The organism is Burkholderia metallica (genome assembly GCF_902832845.1).
In the GTDB taxonomy this organism is placed as follows: domain Bacteria; phylum Pseudomonadota; class Gammaproteobacteria; order Burkholderiales; family Burkholderiaceae; genus Burkholderia; species Burkholderia metallica.
Genome location: NZ_CADFDB010000001.1, coordinates 950,829 through 969,970 on the forward strand (window position 1 = coordinate 950,829; position 19,142 = coordinate 969,970).

Here is a 19,142-nt window from a genome sequence, read left to right on the forward strand (position 1 = left end):
GTCACGCCTCCTTCGCGGCTTGCTTCACGGCCGCGCGAATCCGGTGGTAGGTGCCGCAGCGGCAGATATTGCCGGCCATCGCGGCGTCGATGTCGGCATCGCTCGGGTTCGGGTTCGATGCGATCAGCGCGGTGGCGGCCATCACCTGTCCCGACTGGCAGTAGCCGCACTGGACGACGTCGAGCTCGCGCCATGCCTGCTGGACCTTGTGGCCGGCCGGCGTCGCTCCGACGGCTTCGATCGTCGTGATCTTGCGGCCCGCGACGGCGGCGACCGGCAGCACGCACGAGCGCGCGGCGACGCCATCGAGATGCACGGTGCACGCGCCGCATTGCGCGATCCCGCAGCCGAACTTCGTGCCGGTGAGGCCGACGACGTCGCGCAGCACCCAGAGCAAGGGCATGTCGTCGGGGGCGTCGACCGAGCGGGCTTCGCCGTTGATATTGAGGGTGATCATTCAGCCTCCGGGGCCGGTGTATTGGGGGAACGGCGCGTACGATGCGCCGCGTCGTGTCGTCATCGCCGCCGCACGTCGTGCGGCGGATGCCGCGCGGCCCGGGTGGGAGCCGGGCCGCGACGGAGATTGCAGGGTTACTCGGCGACGTCGATGCCCGACAGCGCCTTGATGACCGGCGGCGCCGTGAACCAGTCGGCCGACTTCGTGCGGAATTCGACGAAATACGGGCTCGCGAGGTGCGCGTCGAACGCGGCCTGGTCGTCGTAGATTTCGTACAGATGCAGGTTGGGCGAGCCGCCCTGCTCGCGGAACAGATCGTAGCGCCGGTTGCCCGGTTCGGCGCGCGTCTTGCCGACCATGCTGCGCAGTTCGTCCTCGGCGGCCTGCGCGTATTCGGGTTTCACGAACAGCGAAGCAATCACGTGAAGCGCCATCTTGTCACTCCTGTCGAAACAACGAAATCGGGAAGGCCGCGCGCCGGCGTCATGGCGATGCCGGCACGCGGCCGTTCGGTACTGCAAGCCGGTACGGTCGTGTCAGGCCAGTTCGTCCGGGCCCACGCGCACGACGACCTTGCCGAAATTTTTGCCGGCGAGCAAGCCAATCAGTGCTTCCGGTGCATCGGCGAGATCCGGGACGACGTCCTCGAGCGTCTTCACCTTGCCCTGCGCGACCCACTCGCCCATTTCCTTCATGAACGGTGCATAGCCCGTTGCATAGTGATCCAGGATGATGAAACCCTGCATCCGGATGCGCTTGCGCAGGATCGTGCCCATCAGCGCCGGCACGCGGTCACGGCCGGTCGACACGGCCTTGTCGTCGTAGGCTGCGTCGTTGTAATGCGCGATGATCCCGCACACCGGCACGCGCGCATGGTCGTTCAGCAGCGGCCACACCGCGTCGAACACGGCGCCGCCGACGTTCTCGAAATAGACGTCGATGCCGTTGGGGCACGCGTCCTTCAGCTTCGCGGCGAACGCCGGGTCGCGATGGTCGACGCATGCGTGGAAGCCGAGCGTTTCGGTCACGTACGCGCACTTGTCGGCGCCGCCCGCGACGCCGACCACGCGGCAGCCCTTCAGCCTGGCGATCTGGCCGACCACCGCGCCGACCGCACCGCTCGCCGCCGCGACGACCACGGTTTCGCCGGCCTTCGGCTCGCCGATCTTCAGCAGGCCCGTATAGGCGGTGAAGCCCGGCATGCCGAGCACGCCGAGCGCATACGACGGATGCGCGAAATCGCGGCCGAGCGGAATCAGGTCGCGGCCGTCGGACAGCGCATAGTCCTGCCAGCCGGCCCCGGCCACGACGAGATCGCCTTCGCGGAACGCCGGCAGGTTCGACGACACGACCTGGCTGACCGTGCCGCCGACCATCGGCTGGCCGAGTTCGGCGGGCGGCGCATAGGACGGCGCGTCGCTCATCCGGCCGCGCATGTACGGATCGAGCGACAACCAGACCGTGCGCAGCAGCACCTGGCCGGCGCCGGGCGTCGGCACGGCGCCGGATTCGGTGCGGAAGTTGTCCGGCGTCGGCGCGCCGACCGGGCGCGAATTCAGGATGATCTGGCGGTTTGCGGTCTTGCTTTGCGGCATGTGAGCCTCCGTCAACAGGAATGGACGTGCTTCGTGGGCACGAGCGGATCAGGGATGGATCAGCAGAAGACGCACGCGGGCGACAGCGTCGGCGCCCAGGTCGTCGCAACTGCGTATGCGTGCGGGTGAATCGATCGGGACAGCGTAACGCGGCGTGGCACGTTCGTCATGCGAATTTGAGTAGACCAGTCGTCTAGATTGAAGGTAAAAACAAGGCGCGCCGACGCGCGCCCGGATTACGACTGCGTACTGCCCGGCTCGATGGGCTCGATCGGTGGCAGGTTCAGCATGCGCCGTGTTTCGACCATCGCCCTTTCGAGCGGTTTGCGGTTGCGGTGAATCTTTTCCAGCAGCGTCGCGCCCAGCCACAACTCGTAGAGGATCGCGGCCGTGTACGACGGATCGGCGACCCCGCTCAGCGAGCCGTCGGCCAGCCCGGCCTCGATGCCGCCCGCGAGCCGCTCGATGATCTGGCTCGTGCCCTGCCGCAGCACCGTGCGCATCGATTCCGACAGGTCCGACACTTCCGCGCCGAGCTTCACCGCGAGGCACTTGCCTTCCGGATCGTCCGCGCATTGCGTGTGCAGCCAGTTGCGCCAGTACGTCATCAGACGCTCGGCGCCCGTGCCGGCCTGTTGCTTGAGCAGGTTGTCGAGATGCGCGAGATAGCCGTCGAAATACGATTCGAGCAGCGCTTCGCCGAATGCCTCTTTCGAGCCGAAGTAATGGTAGAACGAGCCCTTCGGGATGCCCGCCGCAGCGAGAATCTCGTTCAGACCGACCGCCGAAAACCCCTTGTGGAGCATGATCGGCTTCGCGATATCCAGGATGTGCTGGCGGACTTCCGCGCCTGAAGATGCATTCATGATGGCGTATGTTAGCAACGATTAGACCGGTCGTCTAGTAACGTCGATCCGGCATGTTGAGCGGCACTTTACCCGATCCCCGCCGGGTGCCCAAATGCGCGTCGGTATGCCGGCTTCCTGCGGCGGCGACGGCAATCCGGCCGGCGGTCGTCGTTCGCCGCGGCCGGCGCCGCGTACGCGCCCCATTCGCAACGACGGGATCGCAGTCCGCTCGATCAGGTTCAACGCCGTCAACGCGGCCCAGTCGGCGACGCTCGCGTACGCGCCCTCCGCTCGTCCCGCTCCGCGGCAGGCGCTGCCTTGGCGCCCCGCAGCGGCGCCCGGCGCGCGAGCACCGCCATCTCGCGCCGCAGCGTCTCGAGTTCCTTGCTGCGCGCCGCGTCGGCCGCCCGCGTGCCGTCGAGCTGCCCCTGAAGCACGCCGCATCGATGCAGCGCATCGCCCAGTTGCGCCTGTAATGCCGCCACGTCTTTGCGCTGCTGCGCATCGCGCTGCTCGCTGCGCGATGTCATCGCGTCGAGTTCCTTTTGCAGCCGTGCGGCTGCAAGCCGCTCGCGATCGATCTCCTGAAGCGCCCGTTTCTCCGACGCGCGCAAGCGTTCCTCGGCCCGGCCGGCGTCATCGCGCAGCCGGTCGAGCTGGGCGGTGAAATCCGCACGCGCCTGCGAGAGTGCGCGGTCGCCTTCCGCGTTGTCGGCCGCGAGGCGTTCGAGCTCCGCTTGCAGCGCCTGTCGCGATGCGCCGTCTGCCGCCCTCGCCTGCTCCAGTTCCTGAATGCGCACCTGCGCGGCCAGCAGTGCGGCCGTGCGTTGCTCCAGCGCGGCTTCGGTGCGGGCCAGTTCTGCCCGCAGCGTCGCCACGTCCGCATGCGCCGCCGCCCGCTCGGCTTCGACCTCCGCGCGTAGCGCATCGAGCGCGGCCGACGCGGCGGTGCTCGACCGATTCCACAGCGCGGCAACGAGTTCACCGGCGGCCGCCTGCAGATCGGCCGGCAGGTCGGGATGCTCGATGCGCACGCGACTCTTTTCCCGCAGCTCGGCCCAGAACTCGCCGAGGACGGCCGTCGGCGTGCTCATGCTGCCCTTGCGAACGAGCTGGTACAGGCGGTTCGCGGTCGGCGTGATGCCGAAGCGGAAAAACAGCAGCGCGCAGGCTTCGCGGTACAGCTCGCGAGTTTTCGGGAAGTCGGCCTTGAGGCGCTCGATTTCAGCGATCAGGCGGGATTCGTCGGCGGCGAGATCGGACATGGCGGACTCGGTGGAAATTTCGTAAATAATATAACGTAAACCGTTAAATATCCAATTCTACCGAGCGATTAATTTGACATTATTTCTATAATGTCGAGATGACTGGCGGTTGGCATGGCATGTGGAATCGAAGCGTCCATTTGCACGATCTTGTAATTGCTTTGTAACCATGCCTACGGGCGGCTCGTACGATGAACGCGCGGCCGCCTCGAATCGCGGGACGCAGCGCCGCATTGCCATATAGTCGAGGAGGCTTCCGCCTCCCTCCTCGCCCGGTCTTCGTCATGGAAAATCAAACTGTCAACGCGCTGAGGGATGAGTACATCCGCGCCGGGGAGCGTGAGGAGCAGGAGAGTTCGCGCGCATCCGCGAGAAGCGGCGAGCGTATGCAGGAAGCGATGCTTTTCGTCGCACCCTCAATCGTGCGGAACGCGACGTGTCGCCGTCGCACGGACGAATTTCGAGCGTGGCGGACCTTACTTGACCTTGACCACGACTTTACCCTTCGCGCGTTCTTGCGCTAGGTACTCAAGCGATTCCTTTGCTTGTTCAAACGGAAACACCTTGTCAATCACAGGATGGATACGTTCGGATTCGAGCAGTTTGCCGATCTCGGCAAGTTGAGCGCCGTCGGGGCGTACGAAGAGAAATGAGTAGGTGACATCCCGCTTCCTCGCAAGGCGCATGATCTTGCGGCTCATCAGACCGAATACAAACTTCAGGACGAAGTTCAGCCCGCGAGCACGGGCGAACGCTGCGTCCAGCGGACCGATAAGAGAGACGATCTTCCCGCCCTGCTTCAAGATTCCTACCGATTTTTCAACCGCGTCACCTCTAATCGTGCCAAGCACCACATCGTAGTCGCGCAGCACTTTCTCGAACGCTTGCTTCTTGTAGTCGATTACTTCGTCCGCGCTCAGGCTTTTCACCAACGGGATATTACCCGTGCTGGTATTGGTTCCCACCTTGGCGCCGAAATATTTGGCCAGTTGGATCGCAAACGTTCCAATACCGCCGGACCCCGCAGGAATGAACACCTTCTGACCCGGCTGAAGATTGGCACGCTCCTTCAGTGCTTGCCATGAAGTGAGGCCGACCATTGGGACCGAGGCGGCCTGCACGAAGTCCAGGTTGACCGGTTTCGGGGCTGCAGCGCTCTCCGGTACCACTGCGTACTCTGCGATAGATCCTCTTCCAAGGTCGAACAGACTTGCAAAGATGGCGTCGCCTTTCTTGAAGCGAGTGACGCGGCTGCCGACATCGATCACGATGCCGGCCAGATCGCTGCCGATGGTCGCGGGCAGTTGGACCTTCAAGACGGGTTTGAACATTCCCGTTGGAATCATGTTGTCGATCGGGTTCACCCCCGCGGCGTGAACCTCGACCAGCAGTTCGTCGGGCTCGAGCGTGGGGCGCGGCACTTCGGCGAACCCGATCTCGGGTGATTTGCCATAGCGCTTGAATGTGAGTGCTTTCATGTTGCACTTGCTCCGATGGTGCGTTGTATTCGCGAGAAACTTCATACGCCTCTGGTCCACAAGGTGTTCATTCCGATAGAAATTCCAGTGCCATGGGTACGAAGCTGGTGTGATGCTGGAAGATTCCGCCGTGGCCGGCGTCCTGATAAATGACGAGTTGCGCCTGGGGGATGCGGCGGCCCATATCGTGGCTGAGCGCGGTGGGCACCATGATGTCGTTATCCCCATTGGCGATCAGGACAGGCATGGGCAGGCTGGCGAGATCCTGTGGCGCTTGCTGGCCCCACGCCTTGATCGCCTTGAGTTGACGAAGGAAGGCGCGAGGTGTCGGCCCCTTGTCGCGGCCAGCCTCACGTTCCTTCAACCGTTTCAAGAAGGCGCTTGCCGCGCGCTGGCCGTTGGTTGTCGACGTGAAGAACAGATACGCCTTCGGATCGCGCAGCGTCAGCAGGCCTTTGAGCATGAGTGGCCAGGACACGGCGCCCACACGATCAATCCCGTGACCGCCGGCGGGGCCCGTGCCAGTGAGTATGAGCTTGCGCACCAGGCCCGGTGCCTTGAGCGCCACGTCGTGCGCGACGAAGCCGCCAAGCGAGAAGCCGAGCAGATCGACTCGATCGAAACCCATTGCGCGAATCAGCGCGATGGTGTCGCGCGCCATTTCGTCCACGGTCACGGGCGCGACGCCACCGGATAAGCCAATTCCTCGATAGTCGATGGCGATGACGCGATGTTTCTGAGCCAAGCCATCGACGATGCGCGGGTCGAAGTTGTCCAGCACGGCGCCCCAATGGTTCAGCAAAACCAAAGGAATGCCGCCGTGCGGACCCAGTTCACGGTAGGCGAACCGGGTTCCAGCCGCGTTGACGAACTTGTTCGGTGCCCGCGCATACGACGTCGTCGATTGGGTGTCCGGGTTGATGCTCTTCATCATTCACTCTTCGACTGCGCGCGTCAGCATTGAATGGTCAGGCGCGGAGCTGATAACGCTCGGCCGCGTGTGCCTGTCGAATGTCCGATAGCAGTCCCTGGCGAGCGCCATCCAGCGCGTCCCACCGCCCAGCTACGTGGAGCGGCGGGATCGTGACCCGTTCGCGACGGTCGAACCCGATCAGTGCGGCATCAACCAACTCGCCCACCTCCATCACCTCGGGCAGCGTGTTCACGTCGACCCCGGCGCGCTCCCAGATCTCCGTGCGCGTCGCCGCCGGCAGGACGGCCTGCACGTAAACCCCCTTGGGCGACAACTCGAGATTCAGGCCCTGCGACAGGAACAGCACGAATGCCTTGGTCGCGCCGTAGATCGACATGCCGAACTCGGGCGCGAAACCTACCACCGAGCCAATGTTGACGATCGAGCCGTTACCGGCCTGCACGAAGCGTGGCGCGACCGCCGCTGCGAGCCTCGTCAGCGCCGTCGTGTTGAGCGTGATCAGGTGTTCGATGCTTTCAGGGGTTTGCTGCAGCAAGCCGCCCGACTGAGCCACGCCGGCATTGTTGATCAGAATTCCTATTCGATCGTCATCGCGCAGACGAGCCTCGAGCGCGGACAGATCGGTGGACTGGGTCAGGTCGGCCTGCAGCACGTCTACCGCCACACCGGTTTCCTCCCGCAGGCGCGCTGCCAACGCATCGAGTCGCGCCTTGTCGCGGGCGACGAGAACGAGGTCATGGCCACGCCGAGCGAAGCGCTCGGCGTAGGTGGCACCGATGCCGCTGGAGGCGCCGGTGATGAGGACTGTCGGAAGCGTGGTCATGGGTACTTTCCTTTGCAAGGGTTCTTCTGGCGGAGGCTCGATCAGGAGCGCGAGCCTTAGCCGGAAATCGTCGGGTAATCGATGTAACCCACCGCGCCGCCGCCATAGAGCGTCGCCGGGTTGAACTGCGTCAGGGGTGCGCCGTGCTTCAGGCGTTCGACCAGGTCCGGGTTGCCGATAAACGGACGGCCGAACGCGAACAAGTCGGCTCTGCCCTCTTTGAGTTGAGTGGTGGCGAATTCCAGGTCGTAGCCGTTGTTGGCCAGATAGGTCTGCCTGAAACGGCGACGCAGCGCGTCATAGTCGAATGCCGCAACATCGCGTGGGCCGCCAGTCGCGCCTTCGACCACGTGCAGATAGACGATGCCCTGCGCGCTGAGCTGTTCGGCGACGTAGTCGTACTGCGCTTGCGGATCGCTGCAGGAAATGCCGTTGGCCGGCGAAACGGGCGAGATGCGCACGCCCGTGCGCTCTGCGCCGATTTCCTTGACCACGGCGGCGACCACTTCGAGCAGCAGGCGCGCACGGTTCTCGATCGAGCCGCCGTAGTCGTCGGTGCGATGGTTGGCCCCGTCCTTGATGAACTGTTCCAGCAGATATCCGTTGGCGCCGTGAATTTCCACGCCGTCGAAACCGGCGGCAATCGCGTTGGCCGCAGCCTGTCGAAAGTCGTTCACGATGCCCGGCAGCTCGGCCAGTTCCAGCGCGCGCGGCTCGGACACGTCGGCAAAGCCGTTATTGACGAAAGTCTTCGTTTCGGCGCGGATGGCGGAAGGCGCGACCGGCGCCGTACCGCCAGGTTGCAGGTCGGTGTGCGAGACGCGGCCCACATGCCAGAGCTGCACGAAGATGCGTCCGCCCTTCGCATGGACGGCGTCCGTGACCTTCCGCCAGCCAGCGACCTGCTCCGGCGTGTACAGGCCCGGCGTGTCCTGATAGCCCTGAGCCTGGGCCGAAACCTGAGTGGCCTCGGTGATGATCAGGCCGGCCGACGCGCGCTGCGCGTAGTAGGTTGCGGCAAGCTCGCTGGGCACCAGCCCGGCGCCGGCACGGTTGCGAGTCAACGGTGCCATGACGATGCGATTGGTGAGCGTCAGGCCACCGAGGGCGTACGGCTCGAAAAGCGATTTCTCTGACATGTCGTTCCAGCGTCGAATGGTGGGAATGGCTCAATGATGACGACCATAATCTAACGTGTCAATACTTTGATGACGATCAACATCAATGTATAGTCAGGCCATCTGACAGGAACGCGCCCACGGAGAGGAAAAGTGAAAGTCACCAAGGCACAGGCCCAGGCCAATCGGGCCCACGTTGTTGAAACAGCGTCGACGCTGTTCAGGGAGCGCGGTTTTGATGGGGTCGGAGTGGCGGATCTGATGGGCGCAGCTGGTTTCACCCACGGCGGCTTCTACAAGCACTTCCGCTCAAAGACCGATCTGATGGCGGAATCGGCGGCCTGCGGCATGGCGCAGACCGTCGCGCTGACCGCTGGTGTGGACCCGTCGGAGTTCGTGCGGCTGTATCTCGCGCGCGAGCACCGCGACTCACGCGCAACCGGCTGCACGATGGCAGCGCTGGGCGGGGATGCCGCACGTCAACCTGAAGCGGTCCGGGCCACATTCGCGGACGGCATCGAAAGACTGCTGGCGGCGTTGGTCCGAGAACGTGATTCGTCAGACGGTGCAGACTCGGCCGAGGCCCGAGCCAACTGCCTCGACATCATGGCGCATGCGGTTGGCGCGATTGTGTTGTCGCGGGCGTGCCCGGATGACTCTCAACTGGCCGACGAAATCCTGACGGTATGCCGCGACAAGATTCTCGCGACACTGGGGCCGTCGGCGACAGCACGCGAACCGGCGCACGATCATGGTAACCACAGCCCCGCTAAGCAAACGTGACATGGGGCGCCGATAGCCGCGTACTGGACGACTTTGCATTTCACGGAACGGGGGATGTCTCTAATCACCGATTCCTGACGGCACACCGACACGCGGCACGCAACGCGTTGACCGCTGTCGATGGTTCGCCGGACGAATATGGCCGGTTCCGATGAATCGACATGGTGAGCCGCTTACCCTAGCGGCACCACGCTCCCGAGCAGAATCCGCACGAGCGTCGCCTGGCGCGTGACGCCCGTCTTCGAGAAGATCGCGCGCAGATGCGTGCGCGCGGTGTTCTTGCTGATCCCCGACTCCTCGGCCGCTTCCTCGAGCGTCAGCCCGTTCGTCAGCAGCAGCGCGAGCGACGTCTCGGCGGGCGTCAGGTCGAACAGCTTGCGGATGATTTCCTGCGCGCCCTGCGGCTTGCGGTCGGGATCGCGCAGGAACAGCGTGACGGCCGGCCGCCGCTTGTTGTCCTCCGACCAGTCGGACAGCAGCACGGTGCGCACCAGCAGCCCGAGGCGCGGCTTGTCGAAACTGCGCGTGATCGGCATCGCTTCGACAGTCGCCGCGGCCGTGCCGTGGTGCCCCATCACCGCGTGGCGGATCAGCCGCTTCAGCGTACGGTTCTCCTGTGCGTCGGTCGCCTCGATAGTGCCGCGGGCAATCGTCAGACCGTTGTTCTGCTTGAGGATCTCGTCGGCTACGCTGTTCAGGTCGATGATCGTGCCGTTCTCGTCGAGCGTGATCGTGCCGATCTGCATCCGGTTGATCGCGTTCGCATAGATCGAACGCTCGACCTCCGCCGTGTCGAGCCGCGAATGCAGTTCCACCGCGCGCTTCAGATGCGGCAGCAGCAACGCGCAGATCGCCTTGTCGCGCGCGGAGAACTGCTTCGACGCATGGTTGCGGCACACGCGGAAGCGGCACTCGACGCCCGACGGCGTGCGCAGGTCGGCGCCGAGGATGTAGCGCACGTCCTGCGGCTTCAGGAACTGCTTGTACAGCTCGCTCGACAGCCAGCCCGTGTCGCCGAACACGTCGTCGACCGTGACCACGCGATCGGCCGGCAGGCCGACGAACGGGTCGAGCGAATAGTAGTAGTTGTTGTACGACGCCTCGCCGTCGCCCGGAACGACCGGGCCGAACTCCGACGCGTGCACGGACAGCGGCGCGCGGCGATCGCTCGCAGCCGCGCGCAGGATCAGCGTCACGTAATTCGCCTGCAGCCAGCGGCGCACCAGTTCGAGCGCACCGGCCCACGGCGGCGTCTCCAGCGGCCCCTGATAGATGCGCGCCATCAGCTCGCTGAAATCCGCGACGCCGATGTCGGCCTCGTCACTGGTTGCCTGGCTCTCTTGCGGAGCCCATCTCGTCTCCATCAGCACGCTCCATCCTCCATACGACATGTTTCCGGCGCGACCCAATCGCGCCGCCATGATTAAGACGCGTCTAAATTCGCGCGTCATCGGGAGATTTACTGAATGGTGAGAATTGGCCATTCGGACGAACCGACCATCGTCCGATCGGGTGATGTGGCGTCGTGCCTGCTGCGCTGGAATGCCCGTCAGGCCGTGCCGGCAAGCGTCCGGCGCGGACTCAGGGAAAACCGCGACACGGGTTTACCTGATTCAAACCGCATCCGATTCAGACAGGAGTCCCCATGCCGCTCGACCCACAGGCGCAGGCGCTGCTCGCCGCGTTCGCCCAGGCACCCGCGATCGACTTCGCCCAGCTCACCGTTCCCGCGTATCGCGCGAGCCTTGCCGCCGGCGGCGCATTCGCCGCGGGCGATGCCGTCGCCGCCGAAGAGGACTGGCAGATTCCCGCGTCGGGCCGCCGTTTGGCGGCGCGGCTGTATCGGCCTGCTGCCGACGGGCCGTTGCCGCTGACCGTGTTTTTCCACGGCGGCGGCTTCGTGTCGTGCGGCATCGATTCGCATGCGAACCTGTGCCGCAGCCTCGCGGCGCGTGCGCGCACGCTCGTGCTGTCGGTCGACTACCGGCTCGCGCCCGAGGCGCGCTTTCCGGCCGCCGCGCACGACGCCTGCGACGCCGTGCGCTGGGCCGCCGCCAGTGCGCGCGATCTCGGCGCACGCGCCGGCGCGGTGGCGGTCGCCGGCGATAGCGCGGGCGGCAATCTGGCGGCAGTCGCCGCGCTGCAGTTGCGCGGCTCGGGCATCGCGATCGGGCACCAGTTGCTGCTGTACCCGGTCGTCGATTGCGCGACCGAGCATCCGTCGTACGAAACGCTCGGCAGCGGCTACTTCCCGACGGCGGAGATGATGCGCTGGTTCAAGCACCACTATTTCGACGACGGCGCCGATCGCGCGTCGCCGCTTGCGAGCCCGCTCGCCGCCCCGGATGTCGCGGGCGCGGCGCCGGCGACGATCGTCAGCGCCGAATTCGATCCGCTGCGCGACGAAGCCGAAGCGTATGCGCTGCGGCTCGCGCAGGCCGGCACACCGGTGACGCTCGTGCGCTGGCCGGGCCAGCTTCACGGTTTCGCGAGCATGCTCGGCGCGATCGATGCGGCCGACCGCGTGCTGAGCTTCGGGGCCGACGCGCTGCGCCGTGCGTTCGACGCGACGGAGGCACGATGACGCTCGCCGGCACGCTGGAGATCGTCGACGAGTTGCGTGCGGGCCGGATGGTCCTGCTCGTCGACGAAGAGGATCGCGAGAATGAAGGCGATCTCGTGATCGCGGCCGATCACGTGACGCCCGACGCGATCAATTTCATGGCGCGTTTCGGGCGCGGGCTGATCTGCCTGACGCTGACCGCGGCGCACTGCGAGCGGTTGCGGCTGCCGCCGATGGCCGATTGCAACGGCACGCCGTTCGGCACCGCGTTCACCGTCAGCATCGAGGCGGCCGAAGGCGTGACGACCGGCATTTCGGCGGCCGATCGTGCGCATACGATCCGCACGGCGGTGCGGGCCGGCGCCCGCCCGGACGATCTCGTCCAGCCCGGCCACGTGTTCCCGATCGCCGCGCGCCCGGGCGGCGTGCTGGTGCGCGCCGGGCATACCGAGGCCGGCTGCGATCTCGCGGCGCTCGCCGGGCTCACACCCGCGTCGGTGATCTGCGAGGTGATGAACGACGACGGCACGATGGCGCGGCTGCCCGATCTGAAGGCGTTTGCCGCGCAGCACGGGCTGAAGATCGGCACGATCGCCGACCTGATCCACTACCGCCGCGAACACGAATCGCTCGTCGAACGCGTCGGCGAGCGGCCGCTGCATACGCCGTGGGGACGATTCCGCGCGATCGAGTATCGCGACACCGTGCACGGCGCGCCGCATCTCGCGCTCGTGCGCGGCGAGCCCGACCCGTCGACGCCGGTGCTGACGCGCGTGCACGAATGCCATTCGCTGCTCGACCTGCTCGATGCGGAGCCGTCCGCGCATTCGTGGCCGCTGCACGCCGCGCTGCAACGGATCGACGCGGCCGGCTGCGGGGTGGCGGTGCTGCTCGACTGCGACATGCGCGGCGACGCGATGCGGATGCCGGCCGGCCCTGCGCGCCGCGACGGGCGCGTGACGGGGATCGGCTCGCAGATCCTGCGCGAGCTCGGCGTGCGGCGGCTGAACGTGCTGTCGAGCCCGTTCCGGCTGCCCGCCCTGTCGGGACACGACCTGGAGATCATGGCGTTCATTCCGCTCGGCGACGACGATCCGGAAAGCGTGCGAGGCACGCACGCGAACCCGCTGCGGGCAGCGTGACGCGTTGACGCAGGGGGACCGGCGGGCGCTCCGGTTGACAGGCTATCGTTTGTTTTTGGTCAATACAGGCTTTGGTTTGTATTTTGTCGATACATGCCATAGACTGTATTTTTCGATGACAAACGATCGCCTGTCGTCCCGTGGAGCGCCCGATGGACTTTCCGATCCAGACCCTGACCCAGCTGCGCCCGATACTCGTCGGCTTCCGGAAAGCCGCGGGGCTTACGCAGGCACAACTGGCCGCCCGCCTGGGCGTCACGCAGCAATCCTACGCGCAGCTCGAAGCCAACCCGTCGGCGGTCAGCATCGAGCGGCTCTTCAAGGTGCTGAATACGCTCGGCGTTCACATGACGCTCGCGCTGGCCGGGCAGGACCTGTCGGCGGTATCGGCCGATCCCGCGCCTGATGCCGCGGCGGCGGCTTCCCAACCAACCGCGCGCAAACGCACGCCGGCAGCGATGCGCGGCACCACGCCCACCGTCAAGGCGGCCCCCCCCGGGACCGGCGCCACCCGCAAGCGGTCCGCAACCGCCGCACCTGCCAAGCCGCGGGCGTCGCAGCGCGAGGACTGGTGACGATGGCCACGCGTGCCCGTCACGACCGGCTCGACCTGTGGATGAACGGCATTCCGGTCGGCTACTGGGAAGTCCGGCGCGGCGTCGAGCGTCTCGTCTACCTGCCGGACTGGCTCGACGACCGCCAAGGGCGGCCGCTGTCGCTGTCGCTGCCCTTCACGCCCGGCAACCAGCCGCACCAGGGCGCGATCGTCGCAGATTATTTCGACAACCTGCTGCCGGACAGCGAACCGATTCGCCGTCGCATCGCGCAGCGTTACCGGCTCCGCTCGACGGCGCCGTTCGAGTTGCTCGCATCGATCGGCCGCGATTGCGTCGGCGCGATCCAGATGCTGCCGCCCGGCGAAACGCCCGTCGATCTCCAGACGATCGACGGCGAGATACTCGACGACGCGGCCGTCGCCGACGTGCTCCGCCACGCGACCGCCACGCCGCTGCCGGGCCGCGCGGAGCCGGAAAGCGACCTGCGCCTGTCGATTGCCGGCGCGCAGGAAAAGACAGCGTTGCTGCGTCAGGGAAACCGCTGGCTGCGGCCGTCGGGCAGCACGCCGACGACGCATATCTTCAAGCTGCCGCTCGGGCGCGTCGGGAACATGCAGGCCGACATGCGGACCTCCGTCGAAAACGAATGGCTGTGCTCGAAGCTCGTCGCCGCGTACGGCCTGCCGGTCGCGCCGTGCGCGATCGGCCGGTTCGACGACCAGAAGGCGCTGATCGTCGAGCGCTTCGACCGGCGCGCTTCGCGCGACCGCACTTGGATCCTGCGGCTGCCGCAGGAGGACATGTGCCAGGCGACCGGCACGCCGGCGGGCACGAAATACGAATCCGACGGCGGCCCCGGCATCGACACGATCATGGGCATCCTCGCGAATTCGGCCGACGCCGCGCACGACCGGATGAATTTCTTCGTCGCGCAGCTCGTGTTCTGGGTGCTGGCGGCCATCGACGGCCATGCGAAGAACTTCAGCATCACGCACCTGCCGGGCAACACGTATCGCAGCACGCCGCTGTACGACGTGCTGTCCGCGCATCCGATCATCGGCACGCGTCGCAACCAGCTGCCGCCGCGCCGTGCGCGGCTCGCGATGGCCGTGTGCGGGAAGAACCGGCATTACGTGATCGGCGAGATCCAGCCGCGCCACTGGATCGCGCAGGGCCGGCGCGTCGGCCTGACCGAAGACGACGTGCGCGCCGCGATGGCGGCCGTCGTCGCGCGCACGGAACCCGCGATCGCCGAAGCCACCGCCCAGATTCCGGCGGATTTTCCGGCGGACGTCGCGGACGCGATCTTCGACGGCATGCGCCGGCAGAGCGTCAAGCTGCGCATCGCCGGGTAGCCTCGGCCGTCGCGCACGGCGCGGTCAGGCTACTCGCCCGCGGCGAAGCGCCGGCAATGTTCGAGATACCCCGCTTCGTGGCTGCTCACGAGCTGGACGATGCTGTTCCACAGCCACATCGGCGCGTCGATCGTCTTCGGGCGGTTGCGGCCGAGTTCGGCGCGCCAGGCCGCGCGCGTCGGTTTGTCCATCTGGCGCGCGTGGGCGGCGCCGACTACAGCGCCGAGATAGCGCGCGACGTCGCGCGCATCGTCCTCGGCGAGCAGGTCGATGTCGAGCTTCAGGTCCTGCGGCAGCAGTTCGCGAATCACGACCGCGCGATCGAGCAGGCGCGCGGCCCGCATCCGCTCGCCGAGCGCGGGCGACAGATGCCGCGCGCCCTCCACGACGCGTTCGGCGTTGTCGCGCGGCATCGCGGCCGTTTCGTCGCGCGGCGCGGCCGCCGTCACGCCCTCCTTGATGTCCATCAGGCACAGGTCGTCGCCGTCGCTCACGTCGCCGTCGATATCGAGCAGCACCGCATACCGCAGCCGCCCGAGCGAACTGCAGCCTTTCACCCAGTACGCCGCGTCGAGCACGTCGACCCGGCCCGTGTCGTTGCGGCCCTTGAGGCTCGTGGCGAGTGTCGCGATCGCGTCGTCGTCGAACAGCTTGCCGATCGCACGCGCTTCCTTCGCGCCGAGCGGCCAGAAGCGGCGGCCGAGCGGAATCGTCGGCGCGAGCCCTTCGATCCGTTCGACGGCGAGCTGCCGCCACGAGCGGCGCATGGCCTGCTTCATCACGAGGTGGACCGGTTCGGGGCGCCCGGGCAGCTTCGCGCTGCGGCCGCCGAATGCCGACGCATAACCGGCCGTCATCGCCTCCATCATGTGCACGATCGTCAGGCCCGCCAGCGCGGACCCGCGCGCCGCCGTCGCCAGCGAAAGCCCGAGACGGATCAGGTCGTGAACGGGATTGCCGACGACCGTCTGGTCGAGATCCCGGATCTGCACGTCGATCTTCCCTTCACTGTTCGCAACCGGGCCGAGGTTCCCGGTATGACAATCGCCGCAGATCCAGATCGACGGCCCGTGCGGCAGCGCGCTGCCGTTGGTTTCGACGAGCCATTCGTAGAACCGGGCCGTATTGCCGCGCACGTACGCGTGCGGCGAACGCGCCATCTTCCGGCGGCGCAGTGCTGTGAGGATCGCCTGGCGCTCGGTGGGTTTCGGCAGGCGCTTTTGCTTCGATCGCGACGGGCTGGTCATGCGGTTCTCCAAATGTTCTTGTGGTGGGCGGCTTGTCGCTTCGTCGCGATGCCCGTCGGCGAGGCGTGCGCGCAAACAGGCCGCATCGCGTATGCAGGCATGCCGCAGGCCGCCGTGCCCTTCGGTTTCGACGATCGCGATGATCACCACAATGGCAACGCGGCTCGCCGGCCAACGCCGATGATGGGCTTGCGGCGCGATCGCCTGGCTGCCGATGTCGCGGCAGCCGTGGATCGGGACGACCAGTCTGGACTTGGTCGGGACAGGTTCGATCCATGCGAGGCGGTCGAGCCGCTGTTTTCCGTCCCGCAGAAGTCCGTCGTGGGCCCGGCCGCGCAATTGCAAGGCGCCCGTAAGCGAACGGATCGACCGGCGGGTAGCAATCTTCGCGCATAGTCGCAGTGTGGCACGGCACCGGGCCCAACCGTCAACCACCGCAGCCGCGCCGGGCCGCCGGCCGCACGTTGGCGGGCGGGCCATCCACCTGGACGATGCGCGGCGATGCGGGTTGCGCACAATGAGCGCCACGCCCATTCCCGACGCCCGCCCGACATGGAACCCACCGAACCGTCCACCGCGTTCAGCCCGTTGCAGATCGGCCCGCTGACGCTGCGCAACCGCTTGATCAAGTCCGCCACCAACGAGGGCATGACGCCGAACGGCGTGCCGTCGCGCGCGCTCGTGCGCTTCCACGAACGCATCGCGGAAGGCGGCGCCGCGCTGACGACCGTCGCGTACTGCGCGATCAGCGACGACGGCCGCACGTTCGTCGACCAGGCGCGGCTCGACGTGCCGACGGTTCGCCAGTTCCGCGCGCTGACCGATGCCGTCCATCGGCACGGCGCCGCCGCATCCGCGCAGATCACGCACGGCGGCTGCTTCACGTTCCTGCCGTCGCTGTCGACCCGACGGCCGTTGAGTGCATCGGGCGGCTTCAACAAGGTCGGCGTGATGAGCGGCCGCTTTCTGAAGCAGGCGATGACGCGCGATCAGATGTCGGCCGTCGCCGACGAATTCGCGCAGGCCGCACGCCATGCGCGCAACGCGGGCTTCGACGCGGTCGAGATCCACATGGGGCACGGTTATCTTCTCAGCCAGTTCCTGTCGCCGCTGTACAACCGCCGCCGCGATGCGTACGGCGGAAATGCGGCGCGGCGTGCCGCGTTCCCGGTCGACGTGCTGCGCCGCGTGCTCGATGCGGTGGGCCGCGACCTCGCCGTCGTCTGCAAGATCGGCGTGACCGAAGGCGTACGCGGCGGCGCCACGGCCGACGACGCATGCGAAACCGCGCGGCGACTCGAAGCCGAAGGCGCGCACCTGCTCGTGCTCAGCGGCGGGATGAACGTCGAATCGGTGTGGCAGTTGTTCGGCAGCCCGTTGCCCGGCGACGCGCGCGCGAACGCCGACAACGCGATCGTGCGCGCCGCGATGGCGCTGCAAAAGCTCACCGAGCCGAAAATGGGCGCGTTTCGCGAGATGTATTTCCTCGAGCACGCGAAGAAGGTGCGCGCGGCCGTCCGGATGCCGCTCGCCTACCTCGGCGGCATACGTTCGCGCGAAAACGTCGAGCTGGCAATGCGCGAAGGGTTCGACGCGGTCGCGCTCGCCCGCGCGCTCGTGTTCGAGCCGGAATTCGTCAACGGGCTGCGCGACGGCCGGCTCGCGCGCTCGGGCTGCACGTCGTGCAACCGCTGTGTCGTGTCGATGTACACGCCGGGCGGCACCGCGTGCGTGCTGCGCGAGCCGAACGACCCCGCGCCGAACCGCGTGCCGGCCGCGGGCGCATGAGGCTCGGCGTGACACGTGTCACGCATGACGCCTGATGCGGGCGCCGGCGCCCGCGCGGTTCAGCCGGCGTCGCGTGCGCGGGCGAGCGCGGCGAGATTCCCTTCGCCGAACCCGTGGTGCCCCTTGCGCTGCACGATTTCGAAGAAGATCTCGCCGGGACGGCGCTTGACGAAGGTCTGGAAGAACAGGCGCGGCACGCCGTCTTTGCCGACCTCGCCGTCGACCAGCACCGCGCGCCGGCGCAGCGCGTCGAGATCCACGCCGTGCCCGGGCAGCCGCGCGTCGACGTCGTCGTAATAGCGGGCCGGCGGCTCGATGAACTCGACGCCGTTCGCACGCAGCGCATCGACGCAGGACAGGATGTCGTCGGTAGCCAGCGCGACGTGCTGCACGCCCTCGCCCGGATGGTCGGGCAAGTACGCGTGCATCAGCTGGGTGCGACGCGTGCCTTCCTCGTAGACCGGAATCCGCACCGCGCCGCACGGCGACACCATCACGCGCGACTCTTCCGACACGTGCCAGTGCGCGTCGATTTCGTGGATCTCGCGAAAATGCAGCAGGTCGTGGTAGAAATCCAGCCACTCCTGCATGCGCCCCGCACCGACCGTCTGCGTGAAATGATCGACCTGCTGGAGCCCGACACCCACGCAGTCCAGATCGGTATGCGCGGTCGCGATGTCGATCGGCCGGAAATCGATGTCGAAGATCGAGATGTCGCCGACGCCGCCGCGTTGGCCGCCGCGCCCGCGCCAGCGGTCGACGAAATAGAGGTGCGAATCGCCGATGCCCTGGATCGCCGGGATCTTCAGCTCGCCGACCCCCACCTTCTCGCCCTCGAATGCCCACGCGCCGAGCTCGATCGCCCGCTCAAACGCGCGCCGGGCGCTAGCCACGCGCAGCCCGATCGCGCACACGCCCATCCCGTATTCCTCCGCGTAGCGCGCGGCGAACGAATCGGGCTCGGCGTTGATCAGGAAATGCATCTGCCCTTGCCGGTAGAGCGTGACGTTCTTGCTGACGTGCCGCGCGATCGCCTTGAACCCGAACTGCTCGAAGCGCTGCGCGAGCGCTTCCGGCACGGGCGCCGCGAATTCGACGAATTCGAGGCCGGCCATCCCGAGCGGATTGGCAACCGGATCGGCAACGGGCGGCGTATCGCTGGACAGGGGGTGGGAATTGCCGGGCATTC

At 66.8% G+C, this 19,142-nt stretch carries 19 protein-coding genes; 7 read left to right on the forward strand and 12 right to left on the reverse strand.

Features of this window, described 5'->3' with window-relative positions; genetic code table 11:
* Position 1: 1 nt before the first annotated feature.
* The 9 genes from HWX08_RS04165 to HWX08_RS04205 all read right to left on the reverse strand — a co-directional run bounded on the left by HWX08_RS04165 (position 2) and on the right by HWX08_RS04205 (position 8,539).
* The gene (locus tag HWX08_RS04165) at positions 2-457 is read right to left on the reverse strand and encodes a (2Fe-2S)-binding protein (RefSeq protein ID WP_069259919.1); all 456 of its coding nucleotides are present in this window, start codon (positions 455-457) and stop codon (positions 2-4) included.
* Positions 458-591: 134 nt separating this feature from the next.
* Positions 592-891, reverse strand: coding sequence for a putative quinol monooxygenase (locus tag HWX08_RS04170; RefSeq protein WP_069259918.1), 300 nt, complete (start codon positions 889-891; stop codon positions 592-594).
* A 102-nt stretch (positions 892-993) separates the two neighbouring features.
* Positions 994-2,052, reverse strand: a complete 1,059-nt coding sequence (locus HWX08_RS04175; protein ID WP_174919434.1) for an NADP-dependent oxidoreductase — start codon at positions 2,050-2,052, stop codon at positions 994-996.
* A gap of 236 nt (positions 2,053-2,288) precedes the next feature.
* Positions 2,289-2,918 carry a TetR/AcrR family transcriptional regulator gene (locus HWX08_RS04180; RefSeq protein WP_174919435.1) on the reverse strand — a complete coding sequence of 210 codons (630 nt, stop codon included), beginning with the start codon at positions 2,916-2,918 and terminating at the stop codon, positions 2,289-2,291.
* A 230-nt stretch (positions 2,919-3,148) separates the two neighbouring features.
* Positions 3,149-4,165, reverse strand: a complete 1,017-nt coding sequence (locus HWX08_RS04185; protein ID WP_174919436.1) for a DNA-binding protein — start codon at positions 4,163-4,165, stop codon at positions 3,149-3,151.
* A 476-nt stretch (positions 4,166-4,641) separates the two neighbouring features.
* Positions 4,642-5,643 carry an NADP-dependent oxidoreductase gene (locus HWX08_RS04190; RefSeq protein ID WP_174919437.1) on the reverse strand — a complete coding sequence of 334 codons (1,002 nt, stop codon included), beginning with the start codon at positions 5,641-5,643 and terminating at the stop codon, positions 4,642-4,644.
* Between the two features lie 67 nt (positions 5,644-5,710).
* Positions 5,711-6,574 carry an alpha/beta fold hydrolase gene (locus HWX08_RS04195; protein WP_174919496.1) on the reverse strand — a complete coding sequence of 288 codons (864 nt, stop codon included), beginning with the start codon at positions 6,572-6,574 and terminating at the stop codon, positions 5,711-5,713.
* Between the two features lie 37 nt (positions 6,575-6,611).
* The gene (locus HWX08_RS04200; protein WP_107313034.1) at positions 6,612-7,400 is read right to left on the reverse strand and encodes an SDR family NAD(P)-dependent oxidoreductase; all 789 of its coding nucleotides are present in this window, start codon (positions 7,398-7,400) and stop codon (positions 6,612-6,614) included.
* A gap of 56 nt (positions 7,401-7,456) precedes the next feature.
* On the reverse strand, positions 7,457-8,539 hold the full coding sequence (locus HWX08_RS04205) for an alkene reductase (RefSeq protein WP_069259913.1): 1,083 nt from the start codon (positions 8,537-8,539) through the stop codon (positions 7,457-7,459).
* A 132-nt stretch (positions 8,540-8,671) separates the two neighbouring features.
* Between HWX08_RS04205 and HWX08_RS04210 the strand changes: the two genes are divergently transcribed.
* Positions 8,672-9,301: a TetR/AcrR family transcriptional regulator gene (locus HWX08_RS04210; RefSeq protein ID WP_174919438.1), complete on the forward strand. Its 630-nt coding sequence runs from the start codon at positions 8,672-8,674 to the stop codon at positions 9,299-9,301.
* Positions 9,302-9,474: 173 nt separating this feature from the next.
* On the opposite strand, the gene HWX08_RS04215 is transcribed toward HWX08_RS04210, so the two are convergent.
* Entirely contained in the window at positions 9,475-10,665 is a 1,191-nt protein-coding gene (locus tag HWX08_RS04215; RefSeq protein WP_096475620.1) for a helix-turn-helix transcriptional regulator, read from the reverse strand.
* 281 nt (positions 10,666-10,946) lie between these two features.
* On the opposite strand from HWX08_RS04215, the gene HWX08_RS04220 reads away from it, so the two are divergent.
* From HWX08_RS04220 to HWX08_RS04235, 4 genes are all read left to right on the forward strand, one after another.
* Positions 10,947-11,885, forward strand: a complete 939-nt coding sequence (locus HWX08_RS04220; protein WP_174919439.1) for an alpha/beta hydrolase — start codon at positions 10,947-10,949, stop codon at positions 11,883-11,885.
* Positions 11,882-13,006, forward strand: coding sequence for a bifunctional 3,4-dihydroxy-2-butanone-4-phosphate synthase/GTP cyclohydrolase II (gene ribBA, locus HWX08_RS04225; protein ID WP_174919440.1), 1,125 nt, complete (start codon positions 11,882-11,884; stop codon positions 13,004-13,006). Before HWX08_RS04220 ends, ribBA begins: the two co-directional genes overlap by 4 nt.
* A gap of 152 nt (positions 13,007-13,158) precedes the next feature.
* Complete coding sequence (locus tag HWX08_RS04230) at positions 13,159-13,581, forward strand: helix-turn-helix domain-containing protein (protein ID WP_069259908.1); 423 nt, start codon at positions 13,159-13,161, stop codon at positions 13,579-13,581.
* 2 nt (positions 13,582-13,583) lie between these two features.
* Positions 13,584-14,918 (forward strand): type II toxin-antitoxin system HipA family toxin, encoded by a 1,335-nt coding sequence (locus HWX08_RS04235; RefSeq protein ID WP_069259907.1) that lies wholly within the window; start codon positions 13,584-13,586, stop codon positions 14,916-14,918.
* Positions 14,919-14,947: 29 nt separating this feature from the next.
* Here the strand turns inward: HWX08_RS04235 and HWX08_RS04240 are convergent, their stop codons facing one another.
* On the reverse strand, positions 14,948-16,165 hold the full coding sequence (locus tag HWX08_RS04240) for a DUF2252 family protein (protein WP_069261137.1): 1,218 nt from the start codon (positions 16,163-16,165) through the stop codon (positions 14,948-14,950).
* A 12-nt stretch (positions 16,166-16,177) separates the two neighbouring features.
* On the opposite strand from HWX08_RS04240, the gene HWX08_RS04245 reads away from it, so the two are divergent.
* Together HWX08_RS04245 and HWX08_RS04250 are read left to right on the forward strand one after the other, a co-directional pair.
* Positions 16,178-16,561, forward strand: coding sequence for a hypothetical protein (locus tag HWX08_RS04245; protein ID WP_174919441.1), 384 nt, complete (start codon positions 16,178-16,180; stop codon positions 16,559-16,561).
* A 156-nt stretch (positions 16,562-16,717) separates the two neighbouring features.
* A complete protein-coding gene (locus HWX08_RS04250; protein WP_174919442.1) occupies positions 16,718-17,953 on the forward strand; it encodes an NADH:flavin oxidoreductase in 1,236 nt (411 codons plus the stop codon).
* Between the two features lie 59 nt (positions 17,954-18,012).
* Here HWX08_RS04250 and HWX08_RS04255 read toward each other — a convergent pair whose 3' ends face one another.
* Positions 18,013-19,140 (reverse strand): 4-hydroxyphenylpyruvate dioxygenase family protein, encoded by a 1,128-nt coding sequence (locus HWX08_RS04255; protein WP_069259905.1) that lies wholly within the window; start codon positions 19,138-19,140, stop codon positions 18,013-18,015.
* Positions 19,141-19,142: the final 2 nt, after the last annotated feature.